The 26649-nt window shown below is 73.1% G+C and carries 28 protein-coding genes; 6 read left to right on the top strand and 22 right to left on the bottom strand.

Annotation, left to right across the window (positions count from 1 at the left end; genetic code table 11):
* The first annotated feature begins 156 nt into the window (after positions 1 to 156).
* Entirely contained in the window at positions 157 to 399 is a 243-nt protein-coding gene (locus AC0I8G_RS03045) for a hypothetical protein (RefSeq protein WP_471728606.1), read from the top strand.
* Between the two features lie 17 nt (positions 400 to 416).
* Here AC0I8G_RS03045 and AC0I8G_RS03040 read toward each other — a convergent pair whose 3' ends face one another.
* Together AC0I8G_RS03040 and AC0I8G_RS03035 are read right to left on the bottom strand one after the other, a co-directional pair.
* A complete protein-coding gene (locus AC0I8G_RS03040; protein WP_471728605.1) occupies positions 417 to 1064 on the bottom strand; it encodes a response regulator in 648 nt (215 codons plus the stop codon).
* 73 nt (positions 1065 to 1137) lie between these two features.
* Positions 1138 to 2319 (bottom strand): sensor histidine kinase, encoded by a 1182-nt coding sequence (locus AC0I8G_RS03035; protein WP_471728604.1) that lies wholly within the window; start codon positions 2317 to 2319, stop codon positions 1138 to 1140.
* A 131-nt stretch (positions 2320 to 2450) separates the two neighbouring features.
* Here AC0I8G_RS03035 and AC0I8G_RS03030 point away from each other — a divergent pair, with 131 nt between their 5' ends.
* The gene (locus tag AC0I8G_RS03030) at positions 2451 to 2915 is read left to right on the top strand and encodes a hypothetical protein (protein WP_471728603.1); all 465 of its coding nucleotides are present in this window, start codon (positions 2451 to 2453) and stop codon (positions 2913 to 2915) included.
* Positions 2916 to 2917: 2 nt separating this feature from the next.
* On the opposite strand, the gene AC0I8G_RS03025 is transcribed toward AC0I8G_RS03030, so the two are convergent.
* Genes AC0I8G_RS03025 through AC0I8G_RS03010 form a run of 4 tightly spaced genes read right to left on the bottom strand, consistent with a single transcriptional unit; the run spans position 2918 to position 6411 of the window.
* Positions 2918 to 3655 (bottom strand): ABC transporter permease subunit, encoded by a 738-nt coding sequence (locus AC0I8G_RS03025; protein WP_380259311.1) that lies wholly within the window; start codon positions 3653 to 3655, stop codon positions 2918 to 2920.
* Positions 3652 to 4590 carry an ABC transporter ATP-binding protein gene (locus AC0I8G_RS03020; RefSeq protein ID WP_471728602.1) on the bottom strand — a complete coding sequence of 313 codons (939 nt, stop codon included), beginning with the start codon at positions 4588 to 4590 and terminating at the stop codon, positions 3652 to 3654. Before AC0I8G_RS03020 ends, AC0I8G_RS03025 begins: the two co-directional genes overlap by 4 nt.
* Complete coding sequence (locus tag AC0I8G_RS03015; protein WP_471728601.1) at positions 4587 to 5471, bottom strand: hypothetical protein; 885 nt, start codon at positions 5469 to 5471, stop codon at positions 4587 to 4589. The genes AC0I8G_RS03020 and AC0I8G_RS03015 overlap by 4 nt, the downstream gene beginning before the upstream one ends.
* Positions 5464 to 6411, bottom strand: coding sequence for an ABC transporter ATP-binding protein (locus AC0I8G_RS03010; protein ID WP_380259308.1), 948 nt, complete (start codon positions 6409 to 6411; stop codon positions 5464 to 5466). Before AC0I8G_RS03010 ends, AC0I8G_RS03015 begins: the two co-directional genes overlap by 8 nt.
* Before the next feature lie 82 nt (positions 6412 to 6493).
* Here AC0I8G_RS03010 and AC0I8G_RS03005 point away from each other — a divergent pair, with 82 nt between their 5' ends.
* Entirely contained in the window at positions 6494 to 7807 is a 1314-nt protein-coding gene (locus tag AC0I8G_RS03005; protein ID WP_471728600.1) for a dihydrolipoyl dehydrogenase family protein, read from the top strand.
* A 16-nt stretch (positions 7808 to 7823) separates the two neighbouring features.
* On the opposite strand, the gene AC0I8G_RS03000 is transcribed toward AC0I8G_RS03005, so the two are convergent.
* The 11 genes from AC0I8G_RS03000 to AC0I8G_RS02950 all read right to left on the bottom strand — a co-directional run bounded on the left by AC0I8G_RS03000 (position 7824) and on the right by AC0I8G_RS02950 (position 19323).
* Complete coding sequence (locus tag AC0I8G_RS03000; protein WP_471728599.1) at positions 7824 to 8660, bottom strand: hypothetical protein; 837 nt, start codon at positions 8658 to 8660, stop codon at positions 7824 to 7826.
* A complete protein-coding gene (locus AC0I8G_RS02995) occupies positions 8657 to 9430 on the bottom strand; it encodes a heavy metal-binding domain-containing protein (RefSeq protein ID WP_471728709.1) in 774 nt (257 codons plus the stop codon). The genes AC0I8G_RS03000 and AC0I8G_RS02995 overlap by 4 nt, the downstream gene beginning before the upstream one ends.
* Positions 9431 to 9515: 85 nt before the next feature.
* Positions 9516 to 10394 carry a heavy metal-binding domain-containing protein gene (locus AC0I8G_RS02990; protein ID WP_471728598.1) on the bottom strand — a complete coding sequence of 293 codons (879 nt, stop codon included), beginning with the start codon at positions 10392 to 10394 and terminating at the stop codon, positions 9516 to 9518.
* A 106-nt stretch (positions 10395 to 10500) separates the two neighbouring features.
* Positions 10501 to 11646 (bottom strand): bifunctional 2-methylcitrate synthase/citrate synthase, encoded by a 1146-nt coding sequence (locus tag AC0I8G_RS02985; RefSeq protein ID WP_471728597.1) that lies wholly within the window; start codon positions 11644 to 11646, stop codon positions 10501 to 10503.
* Positions 11647 to 11662: 16 nt separating this feature from the next.
* Positions 11663 to 12574, bottom strand: a complete 912-nt coding sequence (gene prpB / locus AC0I8G_RS02980; RefSeq protein WP_471728596.1) for a methylisocitrate lyase — start codon at positions 12572 to 12574, stop codon at positions 11663 to 11665.
* A gap of 9 nt (positions 12575 to 12583) precedes the next feature.
* Positions 12584 to 14101, bottom strand: coding sequence for an MmgE/PrpD family protein (locus AC0I8G_RS02975; protein WP_471728595.1), 1518 nt, complete (start codon positions 14099 to 14101; stop codon positions 12584 to 12586).
* Positions 14098 to 14781, bottom strand: a complete 684-nt coding sequence (locus tag AC0I8G_RS02970) for a GntR family transcriptional regulator (RefSeq protein WP_471728594.1) — start codon at positions 14779 to 14781, stop codon at positions 14098 to 14100. The genes AC0I8G_RS02975 and AC0I8G_RS02970 overlap by 4 nt, the downstream gene beginning before the upstream one ends.
* Before the next feature lie 61 nt (positions 14782 to 14842).
* A complete protein-coding gene (locus tag AC0I8G_RS02965; RefSeq protein WP_471728593.1) occupies positions 14843 to 15667 on the bottom strand; it encodes an exodeoxyribonuclease III in 825 nt (274 codons plus the stop codon).
* Between the two features lie 97 nt (positions 15668 to 15764).
* Positions 15765 to 16652 (bottom strand): bifunctional methylenetetrahydrofolate dehydrogenase/methenyltetrahydrofolate cyclohydrolase, encoded by an 888-nt coding sequence (locus AC0I8G_RS02960; protein ID WP_471728592.1) that lies wholly within the window; start codon positions 16650 to 16652, stop codon positions 15765 to 15767.
* The gene (gene glyA, locus AC0I8G_RS02955; RefSeq protein ID WP_471728591.1) at positions 16649 to 17944 is read right to left on the bottom strand and encodes a serine hydroxymethyltransferase; all 1296 of its coding nucleotides are present in this window, start codon (positions 17942 to 17944) and stop codon (positions 16649 to 16651) included. The genes AC0I8G_RS02960 and glyA overlap by 4 nt, the downstream gene beginning before the upstream one ends.
* A gap of 245 nt (positions 17945 to 18189) precedes the next feature.
* Positions 18190 to 19323, bottom strand: a complete 1134-nt coding sequence (locus tag AC0I8G_RS02950; RefSeq protein ID WP_471728590.1) for an isochorismate synthase — start codon at positions 19321 to 19323, stop codon at positions 18190 to 18192.
* A 24-nt stretch (positions 19324 to 19347) separates the two neighbouring features.
* Between AC0I8G_RS02950 and purU the strand changes: the two genes are divergently transcribed.
* Positions 19348 to 20205, top strand: a complete 858-nt coding sequence (gene purU / locus AC0I8G_RS02945; protein ID WP_471728589.1) for a formyltetrahydrofolate deformylase — start codon at positions 19348 to 19350, stop codon at positions 20203 to 20205.
* A gap of 19 nt (positions 20206 to 20224) precedes the next feature.
* Here purU and yidD read toward each other — a convergent pair whose 3' ends face one another.
* A complete protein-coding gene (gene yidD, locus AC0I8G_RS02940) occupies positions 20225 to 20527 on the bottom strand; it encodes a membrane protein insertion efficiency factor YidD (RefSeq protein ID WP_471728588.1) in 303 nt (100 codons plus the stop codon).
* Between the two features lie 80 nt (positions 20528 to 20607).
* On the opposite strand from yidD, the gene AC0I8G_RS02935 reads away from it, so the two are divergent.
* Positions 20608 to 21423 (top strand): PrsW family intramembrane metalloprotease, encoded by an 816-nt coding sequence (locus AC0I8G_RS02935; protein WP_471728587.1) that lies wholly within the window; start codon positions 20608 to 20610, stop codon positions 21421 to 21423.
* On the opposite strand, the gene AC0I8G_RS02930 is transcribed toward AC0I8G_RS02935, so the two are convergent.
* Positions 21401 to 22531, bottom strand: coding sequence for a magnesium and cobalt transport protein CorA (locus tag AC0I8G_RS02930; protein ID WP_471728586.1), 1131 nt, complete (start codon positions 22529 to 22531; stop codon positions 21401 to 21403). The two genes, AC0I8G_RS02935 and AC0I8G_RS02930, sit on opposite strands and share 23 nt — an antisense overlap.
* 134 nt (positions 22532 to 22665) lie before the next feature.
* On the opposite strand from AC0I8G_RS02930, the gene AC0I8G_RS02925 reads away from it, so the two are divergent.
* Positions 22666 to 23715 carry an ABC transporter substrate-binding protein gene (locus AC0I8G_RS02925; protein ID WP_471728585.1) on the top strand — a complete coding sequence of 350 codons (1050 nt, stop codon included), beginning with the start codon at positions 22666 to 22668 and terminating at the stop codon, positions 23713 to 23715.
* Positions 23716 to 23718: 3 nt separating this feature from the next.
* On the opposite strand, the gene AC0I8G_RS02920 is transcribed toward AC0I8G_RS02925, so the two are convergent.
* Genes AC0I8G_RS02920 through AC0I8G_RS02910 form a run of 3 tightly spaced genes read right to left on the bottom strand, consistent with a single transcriptional unit; the run spans position 23719 to position 26645 of the window.
* Complete coding sequence (locus AC0I8G_RS02920) at positions 23719 to 24408, bottom strand: tyrosine-protein phosphatase (protein ID WP_471728584.1); 690 nt, start codon at positions 24406 to 24408, stop codon at positions 23719 to 23721.
* The gene (locus AC0I8G_RS02915) at positions 24405 to 25397 is read right to left on the bottom strand and encodes a nucleoside hydrolase (RefSeq protein WP_471728583.1); all 993 of its coding nucleotides are present in this window, start codon (positions 25395 to 25397) and stop codon (positions 24405 to 24407) included. The genes AC0I8G_RS02920 and AC0I8G_RS02915 overlap by 4 nt, the downstream gene beginning before the upstream one ends.
* A gap of 33 nt (positions 25398 to 25430) precedes the next feature.
* Positions 25431 to 26645, bottom strand: a complete 1215-nt coding sequence (locus AC0I8G_RS02910; RefSeq protein ID WP_471728582.1) for an NADP-dependent isocitrate dehydrogenase — start codon at positions 26643 to 26645, stop codon at positions 25431 to 25433.
* Positions 26646 to 26649 lie beyond the last annotated feature (4 nt).

Below are 26649 nucleotides of genomic sequence, written 5' to 3'. Positions count from 1 at the left end.
GGTCAGAGGTCGCGACCGGCGCCTTCGGAGGGGAGCGCGGTGAGGAACCGGGGGGCGCGCAGACCCGGGAGAGGGCGGAAAGTGTTGTTTCCGCGGGCGGGGCGGTGTTCACACCGCGTTCACCCACGGCGACCGTACGACGGCCAAGCTGTGCGGGTGCTGTTCTGGTTGCTGCTGAGCGGACTCGCCGCGGGCGGGGTGCTGTGGGTGTCGTGGTGGCTCAACCGCCGTGCGTGGCGGGACGAGCAGGCCCGGTCCCGGCACTGGCTGCTGACCAACGGCATCGACCCCGGCTCGGCGCCGGTCGACCCGGCGGCCTGGCGCCTCGTCCTGACCCCCGACCTGTCGGCCACCGGGCGGTTCGTCCACGAGGTCGCTGCCAGCCCCACCCGGAGCTGACCGCCAGAGGCCTGACCTCAGACCAGCCCGGTGCGGTGCGCGTAGGCGACGGCCTGCGCGCGGTCGCGCGACCCGGTCTTGGCGAAGAGGTGGTTCACGTGGGTCTTGACCGTCGCCACCGAGACGAAGAGTTCCCGGGCGATGTCGTGGTTGGACAACCCCTTGGCGATGAGGCGCAGCACGTCGGCCTCGCGCTCGGTCAGCCCGTCCGGTAGTTCCGCCGGCGCGCTCGGCGCCGGGTTCCCCGCCGCGGAGAGAAGCCGCGCCTGGACGTCGGCGTCCAGCACGACCTGGTTCGCGGCCGCCGCGTGCAGGGCCCGGGCGATGTCCGCGCGGCCGGCGCTCTTGGTGAGGTAGCCGCGCGCCCCCGCCTGCAGCGCACGGAGGATCGTCGCGTCGTCGACGTAGGTCGTCAGCACGACGACGGCCACGTCGGGCTGGGCGGCGACGATCCGCCGGGTCGCCTCGACCCCGTCGACGTTCGGCATCCCGAGGTCCATCAGGACCACGTCGGGGGTGTGCTCCCGCGCCCGCTCGACGGCCTGCGCCCCGTCGGAGGCGGTCGCCACGACCTCGAGGTCCGGCATCAGGTCCAGCAGGGCGACGAGGCCGTCGCGCACGATGGTCTGGTCGTCGGCGACGACCACACGCAGGGGGGAGCTCACCGGGACATCCTCCTCGCCATCCTCCTCACCATCCTCCTCACCATCCTCCTCACCATCCTCCTCACCATCCGCCTCACTGCGGCACCCGGGCCGTGACCCGCCACCCACGCTCGTGCGGTCCCGCGGCCAGCGACCCGCCGGTGAGTTCGAGACGCTCGCGCAGACCGGCCAGGCCGAAACCCCCGTCGACGCTGCCCGGTCGGCGCGCGTCGGGGTCCAGCGCACCGCGATCGGTGACGCGCAGCGTGGTGTCCTCCTCGCCGTAGTCGAGGTCCAGCACCACCGGGGACCCCGGCGCGTGCTTCGCGGCGTTGACCAGGGCCTCCTGCGCCGTCCGCAGCAGAGCCACCTCCCCGGCCCCCAGCGGTCGGGGGCGGCCCTGCACGTGCAGCGTCACCTCGCTGCCGTTCTCGCGCGCCCCGGCGGCCAGGGTCGCCAGCGAGTCCGGCAGCGGCGGGGAGTCGACGCGCAACGCGTGGACGGCCTCGCGGGTCTCCTCCAGTCCCCGCGTCGCGAGCTGGTGCGCGGTCCGGACCCGGTGCAGCGCAGCGTCACGGGTCGCCGCGTCGAGGTCCCCGGAGAGCAGGGCGTCGGCGACCTCCAGCTGGATCGCGAGCCCGCCCAGGGAGTGTGCGAGGACGTCGTGGACCTCGCGGGCGATGCGGGCCCGCTCGGCCAGCGCCGCCGCCCGGGCCTGTTCGCTGCGCGCCTGCTCGGAGGTGCGCAGCAGGTGCCGGGTCTGCTCCTCCTGGTCGCGACGGCCGGCCCGGATCACCCCGCCGAAGACCGCCGACAGCAGACCCGCCGGGTAGCCGAGCACGGCCGAGAGCGGGAAGCCCCCGGCGGCGAGCAACCCGAGCTGGATGCCCGCGGTCCCGGCCAGGAACGCCGCGACGGCACCGCCCACCCCGGTGTCGCGCCCCGCGGCGAGACCCGCGATGGCGGCCAGCGCGAAGATCCAGCCGGCTTCGGTGCGCGCCGCGGCGTAGCCCGCCGCCGCCGCGACGACCGCCAGCAGGACGGCCACGACCACGGCCTGGCGACCCACGAGTCCGGTGGTGCCGCGCATCGAGAACGGTTCGACGACCATCCACGCGATCCACGCCAGCGAGGTGAGCACCAGGGCGGTGACGACGTCGCCCGAGGAGGTCCAGTCCGTGCTCGGGAACGCCACGAGCAGGGCCAGGACGAGCAGGAGTTCCACGGTCCGCAGAGGGACGGTGGTGCGCCTCCACACCGCTCGCAGACCAGCCATGCCCGCGACCCTAGGCCCCGCAGCGGAACCCGTCGTCAGCCCGTCCTCCACCCGGTCTCCACCCGGATCTCCACCCCGGTTCGACTCCCGGGCCGATCCGCCACGAGGTCGCGCCGAGCACCGTGGAGGACATGCCCACCACGTTCCTCACCGTCCTCGTCTCCCTCGCCGTCCTCGTCCTGGTCGTGACCCGGCGGGCCCGTCCCCGTCCGGTCGCCGAGGAGGCGCTGCGCCGACCGTTGATCCTCAGCGCCGTCGGGCTGTTCCTCCTGCGCGGCACCACCCTCGACGCGCCGGGGATCGCGTTCCTGCTGCTGACCGCCGTCCTCGCCCTCGGGCTCGGCGCGGCCCGCGGGGCGGTCGTGCGCGTCTCCCACCGTGACGGGCGGCTGTTCACCAGCTGGGGCCCTGCCTGCTTCGGCCTGCTGGCCGCGCTGGTCGTCGTCCGTCTCGGGGTCGACGCCGGCGCGGTGGCCCTCGGGGTGACCTCGGCGACCGTCGGGCAGTCGGTGCTCTTCGCCCTCGGCCTCAGCCTGCTCGCCGAGTCGGCCGTCGTGGCCCACCGCACCGGCCGCCCCGCCCTCGCGCTGCGCTGACGTCAGCCGACGTCCATCTTCTGCAACCGCCAGCCCGCGAGGGCCACCGCGACGACGGCGATCCCCGCCAGCACCAGCGCCGAGGCCGTCACCCCGCCGGAGGCGACGGTGCCCAGGGGCACGTCGCCGGGGATGGCCAGCGAGGCCACCCGGCGTCCGTAGGACCCGATGGACAACCCTCGCAGGGCGGGGGCCAGACCGGCCAGGAACGTCTCCCAGAGCACGACGTAGGCCAGCCCCGCGAGCAGGCCGCGCCGGGTCAGCAGCGACAGCAGCACGAAGACCCCGCAGTAGGCGGCGGACGTCAGGACCGTCGCCAGCAGGACCCCGCCGAGGACGCGCCCGACGGGCTGGTTCACCGAGATCCCCAGCACGACGCAGGCGATCACCGCCGGCAGGCAGACCACGACGGTCGAGGTCCACGCGGCCGCGAACCGGGCCAGGACGATCTGCCACCGCGGACGGGCGATCGCCCGCAGCAGCGGGAGCGTGCGCCCGTCCCGTTCGTCGCCGAACGCACCGATCGCCAACACGAGCGCCACGATCGGCACCACCAGACCGGTGAGCAGGTTCCCGGTGAAGGTGTTCTGCACGCCGTAGCGGGACGGGACGCTGGTGATGCCGATGACGACGAACGCCACGACCGCCACCACCAGCGGCAGCGAGGCGAACCCCGCGGTCCGGCCACGGAAGAGGATCCCCCGCAGGGAGAACCCGTAGAGACTGGTCGAGAAGTTCATCGTCCCGCTCCTCTCGCGGCCCGCACCAGGTGCGCGAACACGCTCTCCAGGTCCTCTCCGACCCCTTCGACCCGACGCAACGTCGTGCCCGACTCCCGGGCGAGACGCGGTACCGCCTCGGCCAGCGCCACCGCCCGCGGCGCCTCGACGAGGACCCCGGTGCGACCGGCGCCCTCCCGGCGCACCGACTCCACCAGACCCGCCGCGAGCAGCATCCCCGCGAGCTCCAGCACGCGGTCCCCCTCGAGGCGGACCGTGCGCGGCCGGTCGACGAGCAGTTCCCGGATCCCCGCGGGTTCCCCCTCGGCGACGAGCCGGCCGTTGACGACGACCAGCACGCGGTGCGCCATCCGTTCCACCTCGGACAGGACGTGCGAACTCACCAGCACCGTCCGCCCCTCGGCGCCGAGCGCCGCGAGGAGGTCGACGTCGGCCCGGCGCTGCGCCGGGTCCAGGCCGTTCAGCGGTTCGTCGAGCAGCAGCACCTGCGGGTCGTGCACGAGCGCCTGGGCGAGCTTCACCCGCTGGCGCATCCCCTTGGAGAACCCCCCGACCCGCCGGTCCGCGGCCTCGGTCAACCCGACGCGGTGCAGGACGTCCCGCGTGGCGGAGCGGGGGTCCCGCACCCCGCGCTGCCGGGCGAGGAACTCGACCTGGGTGCGGGCGCTGGCGTGGGCCCAGGTGGCCTCGCCGTCGGCGACGATCCCGAGGCCGCGGTGGACCTCGGGATCGCGGTGCGGGTCGCGGCCGAGGACCCGCACGGTCCCCTGGCTCGGCCGGGTCCCCCCGGCCAGCATCTGCAGCGCGGTCGACTTGCCCGCCCCGTTGTGCCCGAGCAGCCCCGTGACACCCGCGTCGATGTGCACGGTGACGTCGGAGAGGGCCACGGTGTCGCCGAACCACTTGCTGACCCCGTCGAACTCGATGGCGCTCACGCGTCGCTCCCTCGTGCGTAGCGGCCGGCGAGGACCCCGAGTCCACCGACGACCACGACCGTCCAGACCACCCAGGCCAGCGCGCCGGGGTTCGCCACGCTCAGCCCCACGATGGAGGCCGCCAACCGCACCGGCCCGCTCGAGGGGTCCAGCGACAACGGCCACTCGTCCCCGGTCACCAGGGCGAGGACCCCGGTGAGCGCCGGGCCGACCAGGACCACCGCGAGGTACCCGCCGACGGCGAACACCCGGCGCGAGGTCAGCGACCCGACCGCCAGACCCAGGCTGGTGTGGAACAGCACGACGATCGCCGCCGCGGCCACGATCTTCGGCAGGTCGCCGACGTGGTCGGAGAACCACGCGCCGGGGGCGTCGGCCGTCGCGATGGAACCGACGAACAGCACGAGCATCGGCCCCAGCACGATGATCGCGAGCAGCGAGAGCGCGGCGAGGAACACCCCGGCGACGTACTCGAACCAGGACAACGCGGTGGCGAAGTACAGCGACAGCACCCGGTCGCGCCGGTCGCGGGTCAGCATCGAGGGGATCGACGTCGCCACGAACGCGAGCAGCACGACCGAGTTCGTCGTCAGCAGTTGCGGGTAGCCGATGAGGTCGGTGGGCTGCACGTTGACGGCCGGGACGAGCAACGGGACGGCGACGACGGCCAGCGCCGGCAGGTAGGCCACGGCCAGCAGCAGGAACGGCCAGATCTTGGCACTCGCACTGCGCCGCAACCCGAGCGGACGGCGGATCCCGCTCGCCACGAAACTCCCCACCGCGGAACTGCGGGGTTTGAGCGCTCCGGAGTAGCGCGAGTAGCGGATGTCGTGCAGGACGGCACGTGGTGTCTCGTCGACGACGTCACGCGCTTCAGCCACGGGGTCCCCCGCCCATCGCGTCGACGACGAGGTCCTCGAGACCCCGCGAGGCAGGCACCAGCCGTTCCACGCCCACCCCGAGTTCCGCGGCGAGGTCCCGCACCTGGTCCAGGGCCGCGTCCGGGCTGGAACTCATGCCGATGTCTCCTGTCGTGGTGGGGGCCAGTCGCACCCCGTGCTGGGCGACCCGGGGTTCCAGGGCCGCGGCGAACGCGCCGACGTCACCGCTCACCCGCAGTTCCACCGCGCCCGACGGGTCGTGCCCGACGACGACGAGCCGTTGCGCGGCCAGGGTTCCCGAGCGCAGCACCACGACCTCGTCGCAGGTCCGTTCGATGTCGTCGAGGACGTGCGAACTGGCGATGACCCGGATGCCGAGTTCGAGCGACAACCGGCGCACGATGGCGAGCATCTCCTCGCGACCGGCCGGGTCGAGGCCGGAGGTGGGTTCGTCGAGCAGGACGAGGTCGGGTCCGTGGACGAGGGCCTGGGCGAGTTTCGTGCGCTGCTGCATGCCGAGGGAGTACGAACCGACCGGACGACGGCGTTCCTCCTCCAACCCCACCGCGAAGAGGACCTCGCTGGTGCGCCGGACCGCGTCCCGACGACCCAGACCCCGCATCCGGGCGAGCTGGACGCAGACGTCCTGGGCGGACATGTCGGCCGGCAGGCAGGGGTGCTCGGGCATGAACCCCACCCGGCGGCGGACCTCGTCGCGCTGGCGGACCGCGTCGAGGCCCAGCACCCGCACCGTCCCCGTGTCCGGGCGCGTCAGCCCGAGGGCGGTGCGCAGCAGCGTCGACTTCCCGGCCCCGTTGGCGCCCAGCAACCCGGTGGCCCCCGCGGTCAGCGACATCGTCAGACCGTCGAGGGCCTGGACGGTGCCGAACCGCTTGCCGACGTCGAGGCACTCCAGTCCCGGTGAACCCTGATCACTCACGCGCCCATCAGAGCACTCACAGCCACCGCGTGCGTCCCTCCTTCGACGCGCGGCGCGTCCATCCTTCGGGAACCATCACGAGGTGTTCACCAGCCAAGCGGACGTCTGCGTCGTCGGTTCCGGGTCGGGCGGGAAGATGGTCGCCCAGCAACTGGCGCAGGCGGGGCGACGGGTCGTCCTGGTCGACGGGGGGTTCATCGGCGGTTTCTGCCCCTACGTCGCCTGCGTCCCGGCGAAGTCGCTGCTGCTGTCGGCCCGCGCCGCCCTGTCGTGGACCGCCGCCCGGGCCGTGCGGGACGAAGCCGCGTCCCAGCGGGACGACACCGCCGCGGCGGCGGAACTGGAGGCCGACGGCGTCGAGGTGGTGCGGGGGTACGCGCGCTCGCTCGGTCCGGGACGGGTCGAGCTGGACGACCGCGCGGTCGAGGCGGGGGTGGTCGTCGTCGCGACCGGGAGTTCCGCCGTGCTGCCGCCGCTCCCCGGTCTCGCCGGGGCCCCGACGTGGACCTCCGAGGAGGCGCTGAGCGCGGCGGACCTGCCCGGGCGCCTCGTGGTGCTCGGCGGCGGGCCGGTCGCCTGCGAACTCGCACAGGCCTACCGCGGGGTCGGCAGCGAGGTCACCCTCGTGCAGCGCGGACCGCACCTGCTCTCGCGCGAACCGGCGTGGGTCGGTGACGTGCTCGCCGACGCCCTCGCCGCCGACGGGGTGGACGTGCGCCGCGGCGACCCGGCCACCGCGGTGGAGCAGCACGACGGCTGGCGGCTGCGGCTGGAGTCCGGGGCGCTGATCCCGTTCGACCGCCTGCTGGTCGCGACCGGCCGCGCACCGGTCACCGCGGGTCTCGGCCTGGACGAGGAGTGGCTGAGCGGGTCGGGGCACGTGCGCACGGATGCCCGGTGCCGGGTGGTCGACGCGTCCGGGACGGTCGTCGAGGGTCTGTTCGCCGTCGGCGACGTCACCGGCATCTCGGACTACACGCACACCGCGAACCACCAGGCCCGCACGGTCGTGGGCGAGGTGCTCGGCCGCGGGCGCGACGCGGACTACTCCGCGGTCCCCCGCGCCGTCTACACCGACCCGACCGTGTTCTGCACCGGGGACACCTCGGGCGGGGAGGGTGTCCGGTCGGCCCGGTTCTCGCTGCGCGACGTCGAACGCTCCGCCCTCGTCGAACTGTCCCGCCCCCGCCAGGTCACCGGTGGGGTCGAGCTCTTCGCCCGCGACGGTGTCCTCGTGGGGGCGGCCTGCGTCGGCCCGGACGCCGACTCGTGGGGTGCGGAACTCTCCCTCGCCGTCCGGGCCCGGCTCACCGTCGACCTCCTCGCCCACCACGTCCGGGCGTTCCCGACCTGGTCCGAGGCCATCTTCCCGGCCCTGCAGGAACTGCAGGGCTGAACCGGCGCGGGGACGCTCAGTCGGGCAGGTCGAGGCTGGACCCGGCGAAGCGGTCGGTGAGGAACAACCCGTTGACCACCAGGCCGGAGGCGTCCTCGAGCACCGCCGCGTCGTGCAGGCGGGTGACGGCCTCGAGCAGGACCCCGAGCTGGTCCAGCAGGAGCTGCTCGGCCGTTCCCGCACCGGGCAGGACGTGGCTGCGGGCCCACTCCCGCGGGAGGACCACGAAAGCCCGCAACGTGTCCGGCAGGTAGTCCACCGCCGCGCTCCGCACCGCCAGCCGGGCCGGATCGACACCCCCGCCCGCGACGCGCGGCACGGTGTCCAGCAGGAGGTCCACGAGAGCCTGGACCAGCGGGAGCGCCGCGTCGGGCACCAGCCCCCGGGCCCGGGCGGGCAGGGACCGCAGACTGGCGATGACGTCCGCGGGGTTGACGAGCAACGCGTCGGCCGCCGGCGCCAGACCGAGCGCGGCGAGCGCGCGGGCCGCGGCGGCGGAACCACCCGCCGTGCTCGCCGCGAGGTCGGCCACGCCGGCGGCCAGCAGTTCGAGGAACTCCCCCACCGGGACGTCGCGGCGCGCGATCGTCACCCCCCGCACCACCCGCTGCGCCGTCGCCGTCAGCCCCGGACCGCCGACCTGCACGCTCAGCAGCGCGGACGGCAGGGTGAGCCGGAGCGAGCGCACCGCACCCGCTCGCCCGGCCACCCGGTCGCCCAGCGAGCGGTGCCGTTGCACGACGAGGGTGCCCGCGGCTGCGGGCCCCAGCACCCGGGACAGGGAGGCGGCCAGGCGTTCCAGGAACTCCGCGGCGTCCTCCGGGGTCGTGGGCACGGCGAACGCAGGACTCACCGCGGCCCGTCCGTGAGGGGCAGCACCAGCGACGGTCTGGCGATGGTGTGGTCCGCGCGCAACGGGCGGACCGCGGTGCCGATGGCGAAGAACTCCGTGGTGTGCCCACCCCAGCGGTGCGGCAACGACAGGAGCTGGACGCCGACGATGCCCTCGGCCTGCAGCGCCTCGGCCTCGGCCTGCATGCGGCTCATCGCGAGCTCGCGGGCGTCGTAGAGGGCTTCGGTGTACTGCTCGATCTCGACGTTGCTGCCGACGGTGCTCATCGAGGCGAGGACCCCGCGGTGGGCGATGTGGTAGACGCAGGTACCCATCACCAGGCCGAGCGGGGCGTACCCGGCCTGCACGAGCGTCCAGAAGTCCTGTCCGGACAGGTCGGAGGTGAAGGGCAGCCCGTGCACGGTGCGCCAGGTCCCGCTGGGTGGCGGTTCGTCGGCGACGACGGCGGTGCCGATGGCCAGGAACTCCGCGAGGTCGTTGCCGTACTCCTTGAACTCGATCTCCAGGCGCACCCCCACGATGCCGTCGGCGCCGAGTTCCGCGGCCTCGGCCTCCATCCTCGTCATGGCGAGTTCCCGGGCGTGGTACATCGCCTGGGTGAGCTTGTCGAGTTCCATGTTCTTGCTCCAGCGTCCGACCTGCAGCCCGACGTGGTAGACGCTGGAACCCAGCACGAGCCCGACGGGACGGAACCCGGCCTCGCGGACGAGCAGGAACTCGTTGACGCTGAGGTCGGAGGTGAACAGGGCCCGGCCGTGGTCGCCGCGCATCCCCTCGAGGCGTTCACGCGCGTCGGGGGGCAGGTGGACGTCGGCGAGAGGGGGGACGTCGGATCCGGTGCTCACGGGGTGCTCCTCAACGGTTCAGGGGTAGGACGGTCAGGACGGCGGGGGCCCGCCCGGCGCCGGGGGGTCCTACCTGGGTGAGCAGGGTCCCGGTGAAGGAGGCCTCGGCGTGCAGGTCCTTCCCGTCGCCGCACTGGGTCTCGAACGTCCCGAGGCGAACGTCGTCGACCACCACGTGGCCGCTCCCGTGGCGTCGGGCGTCGAGCGTCAGACCGCGGCGGGCGTCGGCGCGGGCGCGGGTGAGCAGTTCCGTCAGCCCGTCGACCTCGTTGCCGCTCCAGCTGCTCCGCTGCTGCATCATCAACGGGTCCTCGTGCTTGGTGGCGACCGAGAGGCCCCGCACCAGCGCCCGGGGGGCGAAGCCCGACCCCATCGCGGCGGCGACGTCCTCGGCGCTGAGTCCGGCGCACCAGAGCGTTCCCGGGGCCGTACGGCCGAGCTCGCGGACCGCCGTCCCCCGTGCGGTGAACTCCACGGCGGCGCCGTCGAGGTGGGCGCGGGTGGTGCGGACCCCCACGACACCGTCGGCCCCGAGGGCGCGCGCCTCCGCCAGCATCCGGTCCAGCGCCCCGTGCCAGGCGGCGTCGACGGCGCGCACGTAGGGGCCCGAGCCGTTGCGGAGTCCGCCCGGGTCGCCGGTGGTCACGACCGGGCTCGTCCACCCCCAGGCCCCTGGACCGGAGGTGGTCGCCCACGCACCGCAGAAACCCCCGCTCCAGCCGAGGTTCATGACCAGGCACCCGAACACCTCCCCCACCGGGGTCAGGCCCGCGGCCGCGACGGCGGCAGCGCCGGGTGCGGAGAGGAACGAGCCGGTGGCCCCGCCGGCCCGTTGCCGGGTGACGCGGGCCAGGGCCGCCGGGGGCAGGCCACCCGCCCAGGGACTCACGTGTTCGCCGTACCGGGCCGGAAGACCATCCACCCAGCCTAGGCAGGCGCCCGGCGAGGGCAAGCGTTTCCGCGGAACTCCCAGCCGATGCGCAGGAAACCCCCGGTCAGAGCGGCAGGTGCCGCTCGGCGGGACCGTCGTAGGCGGAGAGCGGCCGGATGAGGGAGTTCGCCGCCCGTTGCTCCACGACGTGCGCCGTCCAGCCGACGACCCGGGCGGCGACGAAGATGGGCGTGAACAGCGCGGTGTCGAAACCCATGAGGTGGTAGGCGGGCCCGGAGGGGTAGTCCAGGTTCGGCAGGATGTTCTTCGCCGAGGTCATGGCCTCCTCCAGCGCGTCGTAGAGGTCGAGGACGTCCTGGCGTCCCATGTCCCCCGCCAGCACCTGCAGTGCGGCGTGCATGCTGGGCACCCGGGAGTCCCCGGACCGGTAGACCCGGTGGCCGAAACCCATGATCTTGCGGCGTTGCGCCAGCGCGGCGTCCAGCCACCGCCGGGCCCGCTCGGCGGAACCCTCGCCCAGGCCGATCTCCTCGAAAACCTGCCAGACGGCCTCGTTCGCACCACCGTGCAGCGGCCCCTTGAGCGCGCCGATCGCGGCGACCACCGCGGAGTACAGGTCGGACAACGTCGACGTCACGACCCGGGCCGTGAACGTCGAGGCGTTGAAGGAGTGCTCGGCGTAGAGGACGAGGGACACCTCGAAGGCGCGGACCACACCCGCGTCGGGTTCCTCCCCGAACGTCATCCAGAGGAAGTTCGCCGCGTAGCCCAGGTCGTCGCGCGGCGGGACGAGTTCCAGGCCGCGGGTGCGGCGCTGAGCGTAGGCGACGACGGACGGCAGCGCCGCGAACAACCGCTGCGCCTTGGCGAACTCGACGTCGGGGGCCGAGTCCCCGGCCTGCGGGTCGAGGGCGCCGATGACGCTGACCGCGGTCCGCAGGACGTCCATGGGGTGCGCGGCGAGCGGGAGTTCGTCGACGACCCGACGGACCCGTGCGTCGAGCACCCGTCCCGCGCGCTCGGTGGCCGTGAAGGCCGCGAGTTCCTCACGGTCGGGCAGGTCACCGCGCCACAGCAACCAGGCGACCTGCTCGAACGAGCAGTGCTCCGCGAGTTCCTGGACGGGGTAACCCCGGTAGAGCAACGAGTTCGTCGCGGGGTTCACCTTGGAGATCGCGGTCGTGTCGGCGACGACGCCGGCGAGCCCCTTGTGGATCTCGGGTGGGGTGGGATCGGGTGTGGTCGTCATGGTCGGTTCCTCCGCGTCATCGCGATCGGTTGCCTTCGAGACTGAAGTCGTAGACGCCGGAGTCGAAGTCGCCGTAGCCGGCGTAGTCGACGAGGTCGTACAGCTCGGCCCGGGTCTGCATGCCGGGAACCTGGCCCGCCAGCGAACCGGTCGCGACGAGGTCGTCGAGGGCCCGGTCCGCCGTGCCCATCGCCAGGCGCAGCAACGAGACCGGGTGGATGACGATCCGCACGCCGACGTCGCGCAACTGCTCGTGGGTGAAGAGGTCGCTGCGGCCGAACTCCGTCATGTTCGCGAGGATCGGGACGTCGACGGCCGTGCAGATCGCCTCGAACTCGGCGAGGTCCGCCATGGCCTCGGCGAAGATCGCGTCGGCCCCCGCGTCCGCGAGCTGCTTCGCCCGTTGCACGGCCGCGTCCATCCCCTCGACCCCGCGCACGTCGGTGCGGGCGACGACGAGGAAGTCCGGGTCGCGCCGGGCGTCGACGGCGGCCCGGATCCGGCGCAACGCCGTCGCCTCGTCGACGACGGCCTTGCCCTCGAGGTGCCCGCAGCGCTTCGGGTTCACCTGGTCCTCGACGTGCATCCCGGCGACCCCGGCGTCCTCCATGGTCTGGACGGTGCGGGCGACGTTGAGGGGTTCGCCGAAACCGGTGTCGGCGTCGACGAGGACGGGGAGGTCGGTGACCCGGGCGATCTGCGCGGACCTGCCGGCGACCTCGGTGAGCGTCGTGAGCCCGATGTCGGGCAACCCGAGGTCGGCGGCGAGCACGGCCCCGGACACGTACACCCCCTCGAAACCCTTGCGCTGGATCAGCCGGGCGGACAGGGGGTTGAACGCCCCCGGCAGGCGGAGGAGCTCACCCGAGGCGAGCGCCGCCCGGAACGCGGCACGTTTCGCGGTGGGGGTGGTGGTGGAGAACAGCACGGGGCCTCCTCAGAACAGACCGGTGGGGAGCGGGACCCGGGCGAGGTAGCTCGCCGGGGCGGTGACGTTCAGCGCCCGGACCCCGGCGGCGTCGAGGCCCGGGAGTTCGGTGGCGAGCCGGGTGAACCGCTCGACCTCGGCGGGGTCGAGGACCCCCTCGGCCAGGGTCGCGAACTTCGCGCTGTACTGCTCCCGGGTGAAGGGGTGCGCCCCGAGCGGGTGCGCATCGGCGACGGCGATCTCGGCGACGACGGTCGAACCGTCGGTGAGCGTCGCGACGAGGCGACCGCCGAACGCCTTCTCCGCCGGGTCGGTGGAGTGGTAGCGGGCGGTCCACGCGGGATCCTCCGTCGTCGACACCTTGCGCCACAGGGCGACCGTGTCCCGGCGCTGGGCGCGCTCGGGGGCGTAGGAGTCCGCGTGGTGCCAGGTCCCGTCCTGCAGGGCGACGGTGAAGATGTAGGGCACCGAGTGGTCCAGCGTCTCCCGGCTGGCCGTCGGGTCGTACTTCTGCGGGTCGTTCGCGCCGGACCCGATGACGACGTGGGTGTGGTGGCTGGTGTGCAGCACCATCGAGACCACGTTCGCCGGGTCGACCAGTTCGGGGTGCTCGCGGTGCAACCGGCGGGCGAGGTCGATGATCGCCTGCGCCTGGTACTCCGCGGAGTGCTCCTTCGTGTAGGTGTCCAGGATCGCGCGCTTCGCCTCACCGGGTTCCGGCAGCGGCACCTCGTAGACCGCGTCCGGTCCGTCGAGCAGCCAGGCGATCACCCCGTCCTCGCCCTCGTAGATCGGTGCCGGGCTCGTCTGCCCGCGCATCGCGCGGTCCACCGCCTCGACGGCGACCTTGCCCGCGAACGCCGGGGCGTGGGCCTTCCACGTCGAGATCGCGCCCTTGCGGGACTGCCGCGTGGCCGTCGTCGTGTGCAGCGCCTGACCGATCGCCTGGTGGACGACCTCCTGGGACAACCCCAGCATCGTGCCGAGACCCGCCGCGACGGACGGCCCGAGGTGCGCGACGTGGTCGATCTTGTGCCGGTGCAACGAGATCGCCCGCACCAGGTCCACCTGCACCTCGTAGCCCGTGACGATCCCCCGCAGCAGGGCCGCGCCGTCGAGGCCGAGGTGCTGGGCCACCGCGACGAGGGCGGGGACGTTGTCGCCGGGGTGGGAGTACTCCGCGGCGAGGAACGTGTCGTGGAAGTCGAGTTCGCGGACCGCGACCCCGTTGGCCCAGGCCGCCCACTCCGGGGACACGGCCTCACCGGTCCCCACCACGAGCGCCCCGCGCCCCCCGCGCGAGGGCGGGTGGGCCAGCGCCTGGGACCGGGCCGCGACGACCGGCGCCCGCAGCAGCGAGGCCGCGGACACGGCCGCGTTGTCGAGGACCCGGTTCACGACCATCTCGGCCACGTCGTCCTCGACCGTGACCGGGTCGGTGGCGACCCGGGCCAACTGCCAGGCGAGTTCGTCCTCGCGGGCGAAGTCCTCGTCGCTGCGGTGGACCCTGACCTCGTGCTGCTTCACGCACTGACCTCTTCCTCGATGGATCCGTGCCGCAGCGCGGAGCTGAAGTGGGACCTGCTGCGGTGCAGGTGGACGTGCACGGCGTGGGCGGCCAGGTCGGCGTCCCCGAGGGCGATCGCCTCGGCGATGAGCTGGTGCTCGGCCGCCGCGGCCGACAACCGCGCCGGGTCGTGGCGGGCGAGGCGACGGATGCGCACCAGGTGGGTGCGGACCGAGGCGAGCGCTTGCTGCAACCAGGGGTTCGCGACGGCGGCGTCGATGGCCTCGTCGAAGCGGGCCGTCAGCTCGTAGTAGCGGTCGAGACCCGCTTCGCCCGCCCCGAGCAGTTCGGGGGCCCGGGCGAACCCGCGGGCGAACTCCGTGAACTCCGCGGCGTCCCGGCGTTGGGCCGCGAGCCGCGCGGCCTTGACCTCCAGGGCCTCGCGCACGTCGTAGAGCTGCTCGACCGCCCCCGGGTCGAGGGGCGCCACGACGAGACCGCGACCCGGCAGGGGCTGCGCGAGACCGTCGGCGACGAGGCGGGCGAAGGCCTCGCGGACCGGGGTGCGGGACACCCCGAGGCGGACGCTCTGGTCCACCTCGGCGAGCGGCGCCCCCGGCGCCAGGACCCCGTCGAGGACGTCCTGACGGAGCCGGCCGTAGACCCGCTCCGTCGTCCCTCCCCGCCGCTGTGCATGCACACGAGCACCATGGACCGCCGATCCGCGGTCGTCAAGCGCTCAGTGCATGCAGAAGCAGACGTCAGGGCCCGTAGGTGGCGACGACCGGGGCGTGGTCGGAGAACCGCTCGGCGTAGGTCGCCGCGCGGTCGGTCTCGACGGAGGTCAGCCGCGCTGCGAGACCGGGGGTGACGAGCTGGTAGTCGATGCGCCAGCCGGTGTCGTTGTCGAAGGCCTGCCCGCGCCAGGACCACCAGGCGTACGGGCCGTCGACGTCACCGGCGACGCTGCGCTGGGTGTCGACCCAGCCGAGGGTGTCGAACCAGTGGTCGAAGTGGGCGCGCTCGTCCTCGAGGAACCCGGCCTTGTTCCGGTTGCCCTTCCAGTTCTTGATGTCGCGTTCGGTGTGCCCGACGTTCAGGTCACCCGCGACGAGAGCCTCCCGGCCGGTCTCCTGCGCGATCCGGCCGAGTTCGGCGAAGCGGACGTCCATGGCGTCGAGGAAGCGGTACTTGTCGTCCTGCTGGGGGGTTCCGACCTCGCCGGAGTGGACGTAGGCGCTGACGAAGGTCATCGGCCCGACGGCGGTGTCGACGTCGACCTCGATCCAGCGGCCGGAGGTCTCGAAGTGGGGGTCGTGGGCGAACCCGATGCGCACGGCGGAGAACTCCGCCCTCGACGCGATCGCTACCCCCGCCCGCCCCTTCGCGGCCGCCTCGGTGTGCGCGACGTGCACGAAGCCCGGCAGGGCCTTGCGCAGTTCCTCGTCGGGGGCGCGGACCTCCTGGAGCAGCACGACGTCGGGGTCGCGCACGTCCAGCCAGGGGTGCATCCCGCGCCGGACGGCGGCGCGGACACCGTTGACGTTGATCGTCGCGACGGTGATCGACTTCTTCTTCCGAGGCACGCCGCGGACCCTACCCGCCCCCTCCGACACCAACTCCTGGGGAGCTTTCCACCCTTCCGAAGACCGGGAAGGGTGGAAAGACTCCCAGGAGTGGCGGTCAGCGGAGGCCGGCGGCGCGTTCGGCGGACTCGACCACGTTCGTCAGCAGCAGCGCCCGGGTCATCGGGCCGACCCCACCCGGGTTGGGGGCCATGAACCCCGCGACCTCGGCGACGTCCAGGGCGATGTCGCCGGTCAGCCTGCTCTTGCCCGTCTCGGGGTCGAGCACGCGGGAGACGCCGACGTCGAGCACCGCGGCACCCGGCTTGACGTCCTCCTTCGTGACCAGACCCGGCACCCCGGCAGCGGCGACGATGACGTCGGCCCGCTTCAGGTGGCTCGCCAGGTCCCTGGTCCCGGTGTGGCACAACGTGACCGTCGCGTTGGGGTGGCGACGGGTCAGCAGCAGCCCGATGGGGCGACCGACCGTGACCCCCCGACCCACGACGACGACCTCGGCCCCGTCGAGCGGGACGTCGTGGCGCAGCAGCAGGTCGATGACCCCGCGCGGGGTGCACGGCAGCGGGGAGGTGATCTCCTCGCGCACCCGCAGCACCAGTCGGCCGAGGTTCGTCGGGTGCAGCCCGTCGGCGTCCTTGTCGGGGTCGACCATCTCGAGCACGCGGTTCGCGTCGATGCCGTCCGGCAGCGGCAGCTGGACGATGAACCCCGTGCACTCCGGGTTCGCGTTCAGCTGGGCGATCTCGGACTCGATCTCGGCCTGCGTCGCCGTCGCCGGCAGCTGGACCTGGATCGAGGCGATGCCGACCTCGGCGCAGTCGCGGTGCTTGCCCCGGACGTAGCTGGCCGACCCCGGGTCGTCTCCGACCAGGACCGTGCCCAGACCGGGGACGATGCCGTGCTCGCGCAGCACGGCGACGCGTTCGGCGAGGTCCGCCTTCACCGCCGCCGCAGCGGCCTTGCCGTCGAGGACGACCGCGCTCACAGGAAGCCCTTGTTCGACGGGTACAGCGGGAACTCCGCGGTCAGCTTCGCGACCCGGGCGCGCAGGGCGTCCGCGTCGAACTCCGGCTTGAGCGCGAGCGCGATGACGTCGGCCACCTCGGTGAACTCCGCCGCCCCGAAACCGCGGGTCGCGAGCGCCGGGGTGCCGATCCGCAGGCCGGAGGTGACCATCGGCGGACGCGGGTCGAAGGGCACCGCGTTGCGGTTGACGGTGATGCCGACCTCGTGGAGACGGTCCTCGGCCTGCTGGCCGTCGAGCTGGGAGTCGCGCAGGTCGACGAGCACGAGGTGGACGTCGGTGCCGCCGGTGAGGACGGACACGCCGGCCTCCTTCGCGTCGGCCGCGGTGAGGCGCTCGGCGACGATCTTGGCGCCCTCGAGGGTGCGGCGCTGACGCTCGGCGAACTCCTCGGAGCCCGCGACCTTGAAGGCGACGGCCTTCGCGGCGATGACGTGCATCAGCGGGCCACCCTGCTGGCCCGGGAAGACCGCGGAGTCGATCTTCTTCGCGAACTCCTGCTTGGTCAGGATCAGGCCTGAGCGGGGACCGGCGAGGGTCTTGTGCACCGTGGACGTGACGACGTCGGCGTACGGGACGGGGCTGGGGTGCAGACCGGCCGCGACGAGCCCGGCGAAGTGCGCCATGTCGACCATGAGGTGGGCGCCGACCTCGTCGGCGATGGAGCGGAAGGCCGCGAAGTCGAGCTGGCGGGGGTAGGCCGACCAGCCGGCGATGATGAGCTTGGGACGCGACTCCAGCGCGACGGCGCGCACGACGTCCATGTCGACGCGGAACGTCGTCGGGTCCACCCCGTAGGACGAGACGTCGTACATGCGGCCCGAGAAGTTGATCTTCATGCCGTGCGTGAGGTGACCGCCGTGGGCCAGCTCGAGGCCGAGGATGCCGTCGCCGCCGCGGATGAAGGCGTGCATGGCGGCCGCGTTGGCGGTGGCGCCGGAGTGCGGCTGGACGTTGGCGTGCTCGGCGCCGAAGAGGGCCTTGGCGCGGTCGCGCGCGAGGTCCTCGGCGACGTCGACGTGCTCGCAGCCGCCGTAGTAGCGCTTGCCGGGGTAACCCTCGGCGTACTTGTTGGTGAGGACGGACCCCTGCGCCTCGAGGACGGAGCGCGGGGCGAAGTTCTCGCTGGCGATCATCTCGAGGGTGTCGCGCTGACGGCCGAGTTCGGCGTCGAGCACTGCGGCGATCTCGGGGTCGACCTCCGACAACGGTCGGTCGGTGACACCAGGGGTGTTGGGCTGGACGTCGGTCACGTTCGCTCCTCGGACGGCGGCGTTGGTGGCGACGCGAGGCCCAGGCGGACGACCCCGTGAACGGCGGGACCCGCCCGTTCGGACGGTGCCCGTGGCCGCTCCCCGGTGGTGACCCACCCAGCGCCAGTCGCGGCCGTGCTCAGGTTAGCCCAGGACGGGCAGTGCACGGACCGCGGAAACAACACTCTCCGCCCCTCACGGGCCTGTCTCGAGGGCGGAAAGTGTTGTTTCCGCAGGGAGGTCGGTCAGCGCGGGATGGCGGAGTCGAGGACGGTGCGCATCTTGGCGGCGGTCTCCGCGACCTCGAGGTCGGGGTCGGAGCCCTGCACGATCCCGGCACCGCCGAAGACCCGCAGCCGACGGCCGCTGACCTCGGCGCAGCGCACGGCGACGACCCACTCGCCGTCCCCGTGCACGTCCTGCCAGCCGACGGCCCCGGCGTAGCACCCGCGGTCCAGACCCTCGACCTCGTCGATCACCCGCATGGCCGCCGCCCGCGGGGAACCACCCACCGCGGGGGTGGGGTGCAGGGCCGAGACGAGGTCGACGGAGGTGGTGGCGGTGTCGGTGAGCAGCGCGCTGATCCGCGTCGCGAGGTGCCACACGGCCGGGGTGGCCATGAGCTCCGGCTCGGGGGTGGTGATGGTCCGGCAGAACGGCGTCAGCGCCTCGACGATGGCGTCGACGACGAAGGCGTGCTCGCGTCGGTCCTTGTCGGAGACCATCAGGGCGTCGGCCCGGCGCACGTCCTCATCGGGTTCCGGGGAGCGCGGGATCGATCCCGCCAGCGGGCGCAGCAGCACGCTCGGGCCCCGACGCCGCAGCAGCAGCTCCGGACTGGCGCCGACGAGCCACCGGGCCTGGCTGTCGGCGGGGTCGTCGAGGGGGACGGCGAGCGTCGTGGCGGCGGGGTTGCGGGCGACGAGCTCGGCGACGAGTTCGGGCACCGACCAGTCGTCGAGGGCTTCGAGTTCGAGGGTCCGGGCCAGCACGACCTTGTCGACCTCACCGCTGGCGATGCGCCCCAGGGCGGTCCGCACGGCGTCGGCGTAGCCGGAGGGTGAGGGACGGGGACGGCTGCGCGCGACGGTGACCTTCCGGCGGCCACCGGCGAGCGGCAGCTGCAGCGGGCCCGGGGTCGTCTCCCCGACGCCGAGGCGCAGGGCCCCGGGCGTGCGCAGGTCGAAGGGGACGGCGCCGGCGACGATGACCCCGGCGGGAGCGCCCTCGAGGGCCGCGACGGTGCGCCGGAGCTGTTCCAGTCCGCTGACGCCGGGGACGAGCGGACGGGGTCCGCTCTGGACCAGGGTGGACTTCTCGCCGGAGAAGACGGTGGCCCCTGCGCGCACCGCGAGAGCTGCCGCCTCGGGTTCTGACACGTCTGCAGCCTAGGCTCACGTGTCGTGAGCACGCGCCCGAGGGTCCTGACCCTGTCCTGTCCCGACCGCCCCGGCATCGTCCACGCCGTGACGGGAGCCCTCGTCGCCCTCGACGCCAACATCACCGAGAGCCAGCAGTACGGGGACCCCGACACGGGCCTGTTCAACATGCGCGTGGCCTTCGACGCCGCCGCCGGCGAGGAGGCGCTGCGCGCCAACCTCGAGGTGGTGGCGGCGCGGTTCGGGCTGACCTGGAAGCTCTCGGCCGCCGACGAGCCGATGCGCACGCTGGTGATGTGCTCCAAGCAGGGCCACTGCCTCAACGACCTGCTCTTCCGCCACCGTTCGGGCGGGCTGCCCATCGAGATCGCGGCGGTCGTCTCCAACCACACCGACCTGGCCCCGTTGGCGGAGTTCTACGGGATCCCGTTCGTCCACGTCCCGGTCACGACGGGCGACCCGGCCTCGAAGGAGGCGGGCGAGGCGCGGTTGCTGGAGCTCGTCGAGGAACTCGACGTGGAACTCGTCGTGCTGGCCCGGTACATGCAGATCCTGTCGGACGACCTGTGCCGCAACCTCTCCGGCAAGGCCATCAACATCCACCACTCGTTCCTGCCCAGCTTCAAGGGCGCCAGGCCGTACCACCAGGCGCACGCCCGCGGCGTGAAGATCATCGGGGCGACGGCGCACTACGTGACGGCCGACCTCGACGAGGGCCCGATCATCGAGCAGGAGATCGAGCGCGTCGACCACCGCCACTCCGCGAACGAGCTGGTGCGGCAGGGGCAGGACGTGGAGGCGCGGACGCTGGCCCGCGCGGTGCGCTGGCACGCCGAGCACCGCGTGCTGATGGACGGCAACCGGACCGTGGTCTTCCGCTAGGACCCCGGAGCCCGCTGGGTCAGCGTCCCCGGCCGCCGAAGCGGAAGGGGATGGGGATCGGGCCGATGCAGCAGACGCCGCTGGTCTCCATCGGGGCGAGCAGCGCCACGGCGCGGTAGCAGGCGAGGAAGCGGACCGCGCTCGGCAGGACCGACCGCAGCACCCCGTCGCGGTGCACGTGCTCGCGCACGGCCACCGAGCAGGAGGCCCCGCCGTGGGCGAGGCGGTGCGCGCAGGAGTAGCCCTTGCGCGGCGACAGGCTGCGCTGGTACCTCCCGATGGCGGTCTCGACGAGTCGTCGGGGGACGCTCAGCAGCTCCATGGCGCCACGCTAGGACGGTTCGCCGCGGGCTGCGCGTCCACCGGGAGGCGGTTCCGGGCGACCTGCGCCACCGTGGGTCCGTGAGCGGAACCGCGACCTCCCCGCCGTCCTCCCGAGCGCGCCGCGCGGCCTGGCTCGGGGTCCTCGTGGGCGGGGTCGTGGCCTACGTCGTCCTGCTCGACGTCATGGTCCGCACGGAGAACCTGAACTACTTCCCCTCCCTGCTGCTCGTCGGCGCGATCACCGTCCCCATGACGGTGCTCGTCTTCGCCGAGAGCGGGGGCCGGCGGATCCCCGTCCGCGGCGGGGTCGTCGCCGCGACCGCGATCGCCGGCGGCATCGTGGGCACGGTGGCGGCCGGGGTCCTGGAGTACCGGGCGGAGCGCGAGCTCGGCGCGGGGGCGATGCTCCTGGTGGGCTTCATCGAGGAGGCCGCGAAGCTCGTCGTCCCCCTCCTCGTGCTGCTGGTGACCCGCCCGCGCGACCCCCGCGGCGGGATCGTGGTGGGTGTGGCCTCCGGGATGGGCTTCGCCGCGCTGGAGACCATGGGGTACGGGTTCCAGGAACTGCTGCGGGCCGGGAACCTCGCCGCCGTCGAGGACACCCTGCTGCTGCGGGCCCTGCTCTCCCCCGCCGGGCACGTGGCCTGGACCGGGCTCACGGTCGCGATGCTGTGGCGCGTGCCGACGGCCGCGCACCGGGGCCGGGCCCTCGTGAAGTTCGTCGGGGCCTACCTCGCGGCCGTCGTCCTGCACACCGTCTGGGACGACTCCAGCGCCCTGTCCGTCCACGTCGTCGTCGTGGTGGTGAGCGTCACCGTGCTGCTGGTCCTCACCCACCGGGCCCACGTCGACCGGGCCCCGCGGGACCGCCTCACAGCCAGCCGCGCCGCTTGAAGATCGTGTAGAGCGTGACGCTGAGCGCCAGCATCAGCAGCAGCGCCAAGGGGTAGCCGAGGACCCAGTTCAGCTCCGGCATGTGCGTGAAGTTCATGCCGTAGACGCCACCGACGAGACTGGGCGCGAACAGGATCGCCGCCCAGGACGAGATCTTCTTGACCTCCTCGCTCTGGGCGTAGCTGGCCTCGGTGAGCGAGCGCATCTCCTCGTTCTGGCGCTGTCCGACGAGGGTCGCGTTCACGGTGAGGATGTCGCGCAACTGGCTGCGGTAGTTCTCCAGCCGTTCCACGGCGACGGTCACGTGGTCGGCCACGTCGCGCAGGTAGCGCTGCAGCTCCTCGTCGACGCGGTACTTCTGGAACCCGCCGCTGAGCCCGGCCAGGATCGCCGGCAACGGGGTGACCGCGCGCTGGAAGTCCGAGACCTCCTGGGACAGCTCGTAGATGCGCCGGGACACGGTCGGGTCGCCCGTGAAGACCTGGGTCTCGATCTCGTCGATGTCGTTCTCCAGGCCGTGCAGCACCGGCCCGTACCCGTCGACGACGGCGTCGAGGATCGCGTAGAGGACCGCCTCCGTCCCCCGGCCCAGCAGTTCCGGGTCGGCCTCCATGCGGCGGCGCACGTCGGACAGGCTCGGGGACTCGCTGTGCCGCACGGTGATGAGGAAGTCGCGGCCGATGAAGAGGTGCAGCTCGCCGAACTCGACCTCCTCACGCTCGTCGAGGTAGCGGGCGGCGCGCAGCACGACGAACAACGTCGCGCCGTAGCGCTCCAGCTTGGGCCGCTGGTGGGCCAGGACGGCGTCCTCGACGGCGAGTTCGTGCAGGTCGAACTCCGCGGCGAGGGTGTTCAGCTCCTCCTCGGCGGGGCGGTAGAGCCCCATCCAGGCGATGCGCCCCTCCTCCTCGCGCAACGAGGTCAGGGTGCCGGCGAGGTCGCGCGGCGAGGCCACCCGCTCGCCGTGGAGGTAGACGCCGCTGTCGACGAGACTGCTGCCCCGGGTCTCGGCCTTCGCGGGGATCGCCCCGTCGAGGGAGAGGTTGCGTGAGGGAGGGGCCATCCCACGACGTCCCATCGACGGCAACGACAGTCGGCGCTTGGCCATGGGCGGACCTCCGGCGTTCCCCCGGCCTCGCGACCGGGACGTGTGGTGCAGCAGCAGCCAGTGTGCCGCCCCCCGTGCTCGCACGGTTCCAGACCCTGAACTGATTTTACTGTGGTGAGGCTAACCTCTCAGGCATGACTCTCTCTCCCTCGATGAGCCGCCGGGCGCTGCTGGGTGCCGGCGGCGGGGTCGCCGGACTGTGGGCACTCGCGGGCTGCAGCACCGACGGGTCGAGTGCCGCCCCTTCCGCCCCCGCGTCGACCGCCTCCGCAAGGGTGGGGAGCTGGGTGACGCCCCGCGCCCTCCCCGACGGCTGGGGCAGCGGCGAGGACGACGGCGTGTTCCCGCGCACCGTCGTCCACGCCCTGGGGTCGACGGCCATCGCGACCGCCCCCACCCGGGTCGCCGTCCTCTCGACCGGGCAGGTGGACGCGGCGCTGACCCTCGGGGTCGTCCCCGCCGGCTCCACCGCGGGCGACGGTGCGGACCGGGTCCCGGACTACCTGCTCGACGCGTTCCCGGACGACCGGGCCGCGCTCGAGCAGGTCGCGGACCTGGGCGCCCGCACCGAACCGAGCCTGGAGGCACTGGCGGTCCTCGCCCCGGACCTGATCCTCGTGAACTCCGCGGCCAAGGACGCCGAGCAGCTCCTGGGCACGCTGTCGGCGATCGCCCCGACGGTCGTCACCCGGGGCACCGGGCTGTACTGGAAGCAGGACTTCCAGCTGCTCGCCGACGCCCTCGGCCGGCGACAGCAGGCGCAGCGCTGGCTCACCGACCACCAGGACCGGGCCGCGGGCCTCGGGGCCCGCCTCTCCCCCGTCCCCACCGTCTCCTTCCTGCGCAGGAACGGTGACCGGACCCGGGTGTTCGGCGTCGCCTCGTTCAGCGGTTCGGTGGCCGAGGACGCGGGCCTGGGCCGGCCGCCGACGCAGAGCTTCACCGACGACACGTCCCGCGACCTCAGTCCCGAGCAGTTGCCCCTCGCCGACGCGGACTGGCTGTTCTTCGGCGTGCAGGGCGGTGACGCGACGGAACTGACCTCGCTGCCGTTGTGGGACCCGCTGCCCGTCGTGACCGCCGGGAGGGCCGTCGAGGTCGACGACGACGCGTTCTACCTCAACACCGGCCCCACGGCCGCGCGACTGGTGCTGGACCAGCTCCAGGCCACGCTCCCGGCGTGACCCTCAGGCCAGCAGCCGTTCCCGCAGCCGGTCGAACAGGTCACCGGCCGCGCCGTGGGCCAGGGCCCAGCCCGACGTCCCGCCCGCGTGCGCGTCCCACACGTCGAGGACCGCCGCCAACGCCTCCACGGGGGCCGTGAAGTACTCCGCCGGCAGCGTCGAGAGGTCGGCCCCCACGGGCAGCGGGGAGCTCGCCAACAGCCGCCGCATCACCTCGGGCATCGCCTGGGTGGTCAGGGCGAAGTCGGCCAGCACGGCCTCGCGGGGTACGTCGAGCAACCGCAGCACCAGCGCGACCACCAGTCCGGTGCGGTCCTTGCCCGCGGCGCAGTGCACGAGCACCGGAGCGGGCCCGGAGGCGACGAGCGCCACGGCCCGCAGCAGCCCGGTCCCGGGTTCCAGCATCGAGCGGTAGACCTCGACCAGGGGGCGGCGGCGCTGCGCGTTGGCGTCCGGGTCCCCCGCGTGGTCGAGCAGCGCGACGTGGTGGACCCCCGCCCCGGGCAGCGGGTGCGGGCCGGCGGGGATCTCCGCGGCCGAGCGCAGGTCGAGCACGGTCGCCGGCGGCCAGGTCGTCACCTCGCGCGGAGGACCGTCCCCCGCCAGGGGCTGCGCGCTGCGCCAGAGCACGTCCGGGCGCAGCCGCGCGTCGGCGTGGGCGACGTCGCGCAGGTTCGCGACCTGGTCGCTCACCGGGCGACCCCGTGCGCCAGCCCGGTGACGAACTCGGCCAGGAAGGCGTCGCGGTCCACGTCGGTGACCGCCGTCGCCGGGGCGAGGGCCACGCCCCGGGGCAGGGCGGGCGGTGTCCCGTCGGGGAGTTCGAGCAGGCGCGCACGGGTCGCGAACCCGTTGCTGGTCACCGCGGCGGGCGCGGTGACCCGGCGCGTGACGAGCTCCGGGTGGACGAGGACGGCGGCGGCCAGCGGGTCGTGGACCGGCGCGACCCGACGGCCCCACTCGTGGACGTAGAAGCGGTAGTAGGCGTCGAGGACGTCGGCCGCGAAGGTGCCCCACGCGGTACCGGCGTGCCGCAACGACGAGGTCATCGCCTCGTCGAGGACGACCGTGCCCGTGACGTCGACGCCGACCATCGTGACGGTGTCGTCGGCCGGACGGGCGGCGCTGAACAGGACGTGCGCGGCGTCGCCGTCGTTCTGGATGTTCGCGTCGATCATCAGCGAGCGGCCGAGCGGCTGGTACGGACCGGAACCGCCCATGATCGTGACGCTGCGGACCTTGAACAACAGGTCGGGGTCCTCGCGCAGGGCGAGGGCGAGGTTGGTCAGCGGCCCGAGGGCGAGGACGTCGTAGCGGCCGGGGGCGTCGTCGGCGAGCGCCACGATCTGCTGCGCCGCAGTGCGTTGCGTGGTCTGCGGGTCGGGACGCTCGAAGCCGAGGTCGCCGAGGCCGTCGTCGCCGTGGACGTAGCCGGCGATGTGCGCCTCGCCCTCCAGCGGCCCCGCGGCACCCTGGGAGAGCGGGATCCCCTCGAGACCCGCCAGTCGCAGGACGTAGGCGGCGTTGCGCAGGGAGTCCTCGACGTGGCAGTTGCCGTAGACGGTCGTGACCGCGGCGATGTCGGCCCGCGGTGACCCCGCGAGGTGCAGCAGGGCCAGGGCGTCGTCGAGGCCGGTGTCGGTGTCGACGATCACCTGGCGACGTTCAGGGGTCTCGGTCACCGGCCGAGTCTCCCAGAAGTCGAGAGGCGGGACTCAGGCGAGGCGGGACGCGAGGTTCTCGTCGAGCGAACCGAGGAACTCCTCGGTCGTCTGCCAGGCCTGCTCGGGGCCGACGAGGGCCGCGAGGTCCTTGGTCATCTTGCCGCTCTCGACGGTCTTGATGACGACGTCCTCGAGGGTCTCGGAGAACCCGATGAGCTCGGGGGTCGAGTCCAGCAGACCGCGGTGCGCGAGGCCCCGGGTCCAGGCGTAGATCGACGCGATCGGGTTCGTCGACGTCGGCTTGCCCTGCTGGTGCTGGCGGTAGTGACGGGTCACGGTGCCGTGCGCCGCCTCGGCCTCGACGACGGAGCCGTCCGGGGTCGAGAGGACCGACGTCATGAGCCCGAGCGAACCGAAACCCTGTGCGACGGTGTCGGACTGGACGTCACCGTCGTAGTTCTTGCAGGCCCAGACGTAGCCGCCCTCCCACTTCAGGGACGCGGCGACCATGTCGTCGATGAGGCGGTGCTCGTAGGTGATGCCCGCCGCGGCGAACTTGTCCTTGAACTCGTTCTCGAAGACCTCTTCGAAGATGTCCTTGAACCGGCCGTCGTAGGCCTTGAGGATCGTGTTCTTCGTCGACAGGTACACCGGGTAGTTGCGCGAGAGCCCGTAGTTCAGCGACGCGCGGGCGAAGTCGACGATCGAGGCATCGAGGTTGTACATCGAGAGCGAGACGCCGGCCCCGGGGGCCTGGAAGACCTCGTGCTCGATGGGCTCCGAGCCGTCCGTGGGCGTGAAGGTCACCGTGAGGGTGCCCGCGCTCGGGAACGTGAAGTCGGTGGCGCGGTACTGGTCGCCGTAGGCGTGACGGCCGATGATGATCGGCTTCGTCCAGCCCGGCACCAGGCGCGGGATGTTGGAGATGATGATCGGCTCGCGGAAGATGACCCCGCCGAGGATGTTGCGGATCGTCCCGTTCGGGGACCGCCACATCTTCTTGAGGCCGAACTCCTCCACGCGCGCCTCGTCCGGCGTGATCGTCGCGCACTTCACGCCGACGCCCGCCTTCTGGATGGCGTGGGCCGCGTCGATCGTCACCTGGTCGTCGGTCGCGTCGCGGTGCTCGACCCCGAGGTCGTAGTACTCCAGGTCGACGTCGAGGTACGGGTGGATCAGGCGGTCCTTGATGAACTGCCAGATGATCCGGGTCATCTCGTCGCCGTCGAGCTCGACGACCGGTCCCTGAACCTTGATCTTGGCCACTGTG

It is taken from the genome of Kineococcus sp. AC630 (assembly GCF_979255925.1).
This window is presented reverse-complemented; position numbering and strand designations above follow the sequence as displayed.

Excerpts from the sequence above, each read along its gene's own strand:
- AC0I8G_RS02985 (WP_471728597.1), bottom strand. The coding sequence starts at position 11,646 with ATGACGACCACACCCGATCCCACCCCACCCGAGATCCACAAGGGGCTC.
- AC0I8G_RS03025 (WP_380259311.1), bottom strand. The coding sequence starts at position 3,655 with ATGAACTTCTCGACCAGTCTCTACGGGTTCTCCCTGCGGGGGATCCTC.
- AC0I8G_RS03035 (WP_471728604.1), bottom strand. The coding sequence starts at position 2,319 with ATGGCTGGTCTGCGAGCGGTGTGGAGGCGCACCACCGTCCCTCTGCGG.
- AC0I8G_RS03030 (WP_471728603.1), top strand. The coding sequence starts at position 2,451 with ATGCCCACCACGTTCCTCACCGTCCTCGTCTCCCTCGCCGTCCTCGTC.
- AC0I8G_RS02995 (WP_471728709.1), bottom strand. The coding sequence starts at position 9,430 with ATGCGCGGCGACCACGGCCGGGCCCTGTTCACCTCCGACCTCAGCGTC.
- yidD (WP_471728588.1), bottom strand. The coding sequence starts at position 20,527 with ATGGAGCTGCTGAGCGTCCCCCGACGACTCGTCGAGACCGCCATCGGG.
- AC0I8G_RS02930 (WP_471728586.1), bottom strand. The coding sequence starts at position 22,531 with ATGGCCAAGCGCCGACTGTCGTTGCCGTCGATGGGACGTCGTGGGATG.
- AC0I8G_RS02925 (WP_471728585.1), top strand. The coding sequence starts at position 22,666 with ATGACTCTCTCTCCCTCGATGAGCCGCCGGGCGCTGCTGGGTGCCGGC.